We start from the raw sequence: 4,496 nt of genomic DNA on the forward strand, positions 1-4,496 counted from the left end.
GCCGTCGGTGTTCCTGTTCCTCCTGCCGGTCTCCGTGGTGCCCCTGCCGGTCGGACCCGCCCGCGGGGCGGACGACGCCCGCGTGCGCCGGGTGGCGGTCCCCGTCGTCGCCGGTGCGTGGCTCGTCGTCGTCGGATGGGCGGTGACCGTCGAGGTGGTCCAGGACCCGTTCCGCGACGAACCGGAGTCCATCACCGCCGCGGGGATCGTCGACGAGCGGCAGTTCTACATCCAGCGGACCGGCCACAAGCACCCGTTGCTCGCGGACGACTACCTCGACTTCCCGCGCATGAGGGCACTGGTGAGAGAGGTCTCGGCCAACCGGACGGGGGCGGTCTTCCTGCCGGTCCCGGGCTTCCAGGACCGGTGGGACGTGGTGGCCTACGACCGCCCGATGCCCGGACTGCAGCCGTTCGAACTGCCCGACGACCCCATCAAGACGGTCGTGTTCCTCAACCTGGGCATGACCAGCATGAACCTCCCGCTCGACGTGGACGTCTACGACACCGTGGGTCTGGCCTCGCCGTTGGCCGCACACACCGACCGCATGGAGGACGGGCGTATCGGCCACGACAAGTTCCTCCCGTACGACTGGGTGCTCGCGCGCACCGGGGTGGTCGAGGACCCGGTCAACTTCCCGCGATGGATTGACGTGAACTGGGTCAACCAGGCCGAGGTGGCGCTCACCTGCCCCGCGACCGAGGCGCTGATCGACTCGTATTCCGGCCCGTTGACGCTGGAGAAGCGCTGGTCCAACCTGGTTAACGCATTCTCATTCGCCGAGTACCGGATCAACAGAATCCCTGCATACGAGGTGCAGAGGTGCGGGTTGCCCATGCCTGAGAAAGTGGAGAAGTACCAGGGCACTCGGTAGTGTGGCCCGTACTGTTGTCTCGAATCGATAACAGTAGGGGATCGATCAGGTCCCCGACCTGTAACACCTGTCCCAGAATAAGCGACAGTAACGATGTCGCAGTTCCGGTCCTCCCCTGGTGGGGCCGGTCCGATGGACGTCACCGATGCCCCGGGTCACCTGGGGGCACCAGGAACGAACAAAGGAACCCACGAATGTCCCAGACCACCCTCCGGCGCAAGTTCGCCGCCGGGCTCACCGCCCTGGCGACGGCTGCAGGCCTCGTCGTCGGCGCTCCGGCTCTCGTCGGCGCCCAGGCCACCGAGCAGGGCTCGTCCGCCAGCCTCGGATCCGCCGGATCAGCCGGCGCGCCGCCCGCGGCCCCCGCCTTCCAGCCGGCCGCCGGCAACGAGAACCCGGTGGGCTTCCGGAACTGGCTGCGCCCCGGGTGTACCTGGGATCCGGTCGCCTCCTGGGTCCAGCTGTGCGACGTCTGGTCGCCGGCGATGAACCGCCACATCAAGGTCCAGGTCCAGCCCGCCCGCTTCGGCGGCAACGCCGGCCTGTACCTCCTCGACGGCCTGCGGGCGCGGGACGACTGGAACGCGTGGACGCGTGACGCACAGGCCCAGCGCATCTTCCTCCAGGACAACATCACCCTGGTCATGCCGGTCGGCGGCCAGGTCTCCTTCTACTCCGACTGGGACCGGCCCATCAACCTGGGCGGCAACCTCGTCGAGTACAAGTACGAGACCTTCCTGACCCGCGAGCTCCCCGGGTACCTGAACGCCCACTTCGGCGTGCGCACGGACAACAACGCCATCGCCGGGCTGTCCATGGGCGGGTCCGCCGCCGCGATGCTGGCCGCCAAGCACCGCAACCAGTTCAAGCAGGTCTCGGTGTTCTCCGGCTACATGAACCCCACCGCGCCGGGCATGTACACGATGATCCCGCTGGCGATGTTCGACCAGTGCAAGTGCGACCCGTTCGCCATGTGGGGCCTCCCGGGCTCGCCGCGCTGGGGTCAGAACGACCCGCTGCTCAACGCGGACAAGCTGCGCGACATCCCGATGTACGTCACCGCGGGTTCGGCCATCCCCGGCCGGTACGACCAGCCCTCCAGCCTGCAGGCCGTGTTCAACACCTTCAACGGCATCATCCTCGAGGGTCTGTCGCGCGGATCGACCATCGCGTTCCAGAACACCCTCAACGCCCGGCCCAACCAGGCCACGTTCGACTACCGCACCACCGGCATCCACGGGTGGGGCTACTGGAACGACGACCTGATCGCCGCCCGCTCGGCGCAGATCCTGCCCGTGATGAACGCCTTCGCGTGGTGATCACGGTCGGTTAGCCGACGAATCGGGCTCCGCTCAGCGAGTCCTCACCCGTCACACCGGGGCCCCGTGCGTAGATTCTCGTGCGGGGCCCCGGTCGCTTGCGTGACCACCGGGTTCGGCCGCGGGAGGGGAGCCCGCGGGCGGACGACGGACCAGGGCCCCGGGCAGAAGCTGTCCGGGTCGCGCTCGCGGCCCGTTCACCGAGACGTTCGGCGACGACGCGGCAAGGAAGAGAACCTCACATGGCGACCCCCAGCGCACACGCGAGCCCCCGCACCCGGTGGGCGTCCCTCCTGGCGGCCCCACTCGTGGTGGGAATGGTGGGCTCCGGCCTCATCGTCCCTCCGGCTGCGGGCGCCCAGGAGACCCCGGTCCGGGTGACCCCGGGTCAGGAGACTCCCGCCCAGGGCTCCCCGGTCCAGGGCTCCCCGGCACCGACCGGTCCCGGCCAGGAGGACCCGGCCCGGCAGACCCCCGGGAACCGGGTGGACTCCCCCTCCCTGAGCGTGCCGACGACCCTCCCGACCGGAGTCCGCCTGGACAAGGTCGAGTGGAAGACGGCCAACCGGGTCGCACTGTGGGTGCAGTCCCCGGCCATGGAGCAGGCCATCCAGGTGCAGCTCATGCTCCCGGCCCAGTGGAACGCCGAGCCGGAACGCACGTACCCCTCCCTGCTCCTGCTCGACGGCCTGCGGGCGCGCAACGACGCCAGCGGATGGACCCTCGAGACCAAGATCTCCCAGTTCTTCGACGCCAAGAACGCGATCATCGTGCTCCCCGTCGGCGGCGAATCGAGTTTCTACACGGACTGGGTCGCGGACGCCAACGGCTCGGCCTACCAGTGGGAGACGTTCCTCATGGAGGAGCTGCCGCCGCTACTGGCCCGCGACTGGCGGGTGAACGACAAGCACGGCGTGGCCGGGCTGTCGATGGGTGGCACGGCCGCGATGATGCTCTCGCAGCGCTACCCGGACTACTTCCAGTTCGCGGCGAGCTACTCGGGCTTCCTCGACACCACGAGCTTCGGCATGCCCGAGGCCATCAAGGTGGCCATGCAGGACGCCGGCGGGTATCAGGCGGAGAGCATGTGGGGACCCCTCGGCTCGGCCAGGTGGCAGGAGCAGGACCCCAAGCTCCACGCGGACAAGCTCCGCGGCCAGAGCGTCTACGTGTCCGCGGGAAGCGGGAACACCGGTCCGTGGGACCAGCCGTCGGGTCTGCCGGACATCCCCACCAACTTCCCGGGCTACGGGCTCGAGCTGCTGTCGCGGATGACCACCCAGACCTTCGTCAACAAGGCCCGCGGGGCCGGCGTCGAGGTGACCGCCAACTTCCGGCCCTCGGGCACGCACACGTGGCCGTACTGGCAGTTCGAGATGATGCAGGCGTGGCCCCAGTTCGCGGGCGCCGTCGAGATCGAGAACGTCGAGCCCCCGTGCGCGGCGCAGGGTGAGATCGCCCGGGTCGCCGAGCGTCAGCCCGGTCTGGGCCCGTGTCTGACTGGCGAGTACGACGTCAAGGGCGGCAAGGCCACCGACTTCCGCTTCGGCCGGGTCTTCTGGTCGCAGCAGACGGGCGCGCACTCGGTCCTCGGGGCCATCGGCGCCGCCTACCAGGCCGAGGGCGGACCCGACGGCCCGCTGGGGCTGCCCACCTCGGGCGAGACCACCACGCCTGACGGCAGGGGCCGGTTCACCCAGTTCCAGAACGGGGTCATCTACTGGTCGCCGACCACCGGGGCGCACGCGATCCGCGGGGCGATCCGGTCGATGTGGCAGGAGCGCGGCGCCGAGCGCGGGGACCTCGGCTACCCGACCACCGACGAGATCACCAACCCGAACAAGCCCGGAGTGGTCCAGGGCTTCCAGGGCGGCACCGTCTACTGGTCCTCCGCCACCGGCCCCAGGGTCGTCGAGGGCGCCATCCTGACCACCTACCGGGAGGCCGGCGCGGAGAACTCTGAACTCGGGTACCCGACCACCGACGAGATCTCCCTGACCACGCGCAACGGCGCCTTCAGTCGCTTCCAGGGCGGGGCGATCTACTGGTCGCCGCGCACCGGTGCGTACGCCATCCCCCGCGGTCCGGTGTTCGACGCCTGGGGCACGGTCGACTACGAGCGCGGCCGGCTCGGCTATCCCACCAGCGCGCTGCGCACCACCCGGGACGGCCAGGTCATGGAGTTCGAGGGCGGCCGGATCACGGTGACCGGCGGCCGGGCGGAGATCTCGTGACGGCCAGGGCGGCGGCTCTCGGCGCGGCGCTCGTGGTGGCGGGCGGGATGCTCACCGCGTGCGGCGGAG

The 4,496-nt window shown here is 69.9% G+C and carries 2 protein-coding genes and 1 pseudogene; all 3 read left to right on the forward strand.

What is annotated here, in order from left to right:
- Window positions 1-874: pseudogene (locus G6018_RS14325) on the forward strand (arabinosyltransferase); the annotation flags it as partial.
- Between the two features lie 194 nt (window positions 875-1,068).
- Window positions 1,069-2,193: an alpha/beta hydrolase family protein gene (locus G6018_RS14330; protein ID WP_182639980.1), complete on the forward strand. Its 1,125-nt coding sequence runs from the start codon at window positions 1,069-1,071 to the stop codon at window positions 2,191-2,193.
- 242 nt (window positions 2,194-2,435) lie between these two features.
- Window positions 2,436-4,427 (forward strand): alpha/beta hydrolase-fold protein, encoded by a 1,992-nt coding sequence (locus tag G6018_RS14335; protein ID WP_182639981.1) that lies wholly within the window; start codon window positions 2,436-2,438, stop codon window positions 4,425-4,427.
- Window positions 4,428-4,496: the final 69 nt, after the last annotated feature.

This window comes from Dietzia sp. DQ11-44 (assembly GCF_014145205.1).
GTDB classification, from domain to species: Bacteria; Actinomycetota; Actinomycetes; order Mycobacteriales; family Mycobacteriaceae; genus Dietzia; species Dietzia natronolimnaea.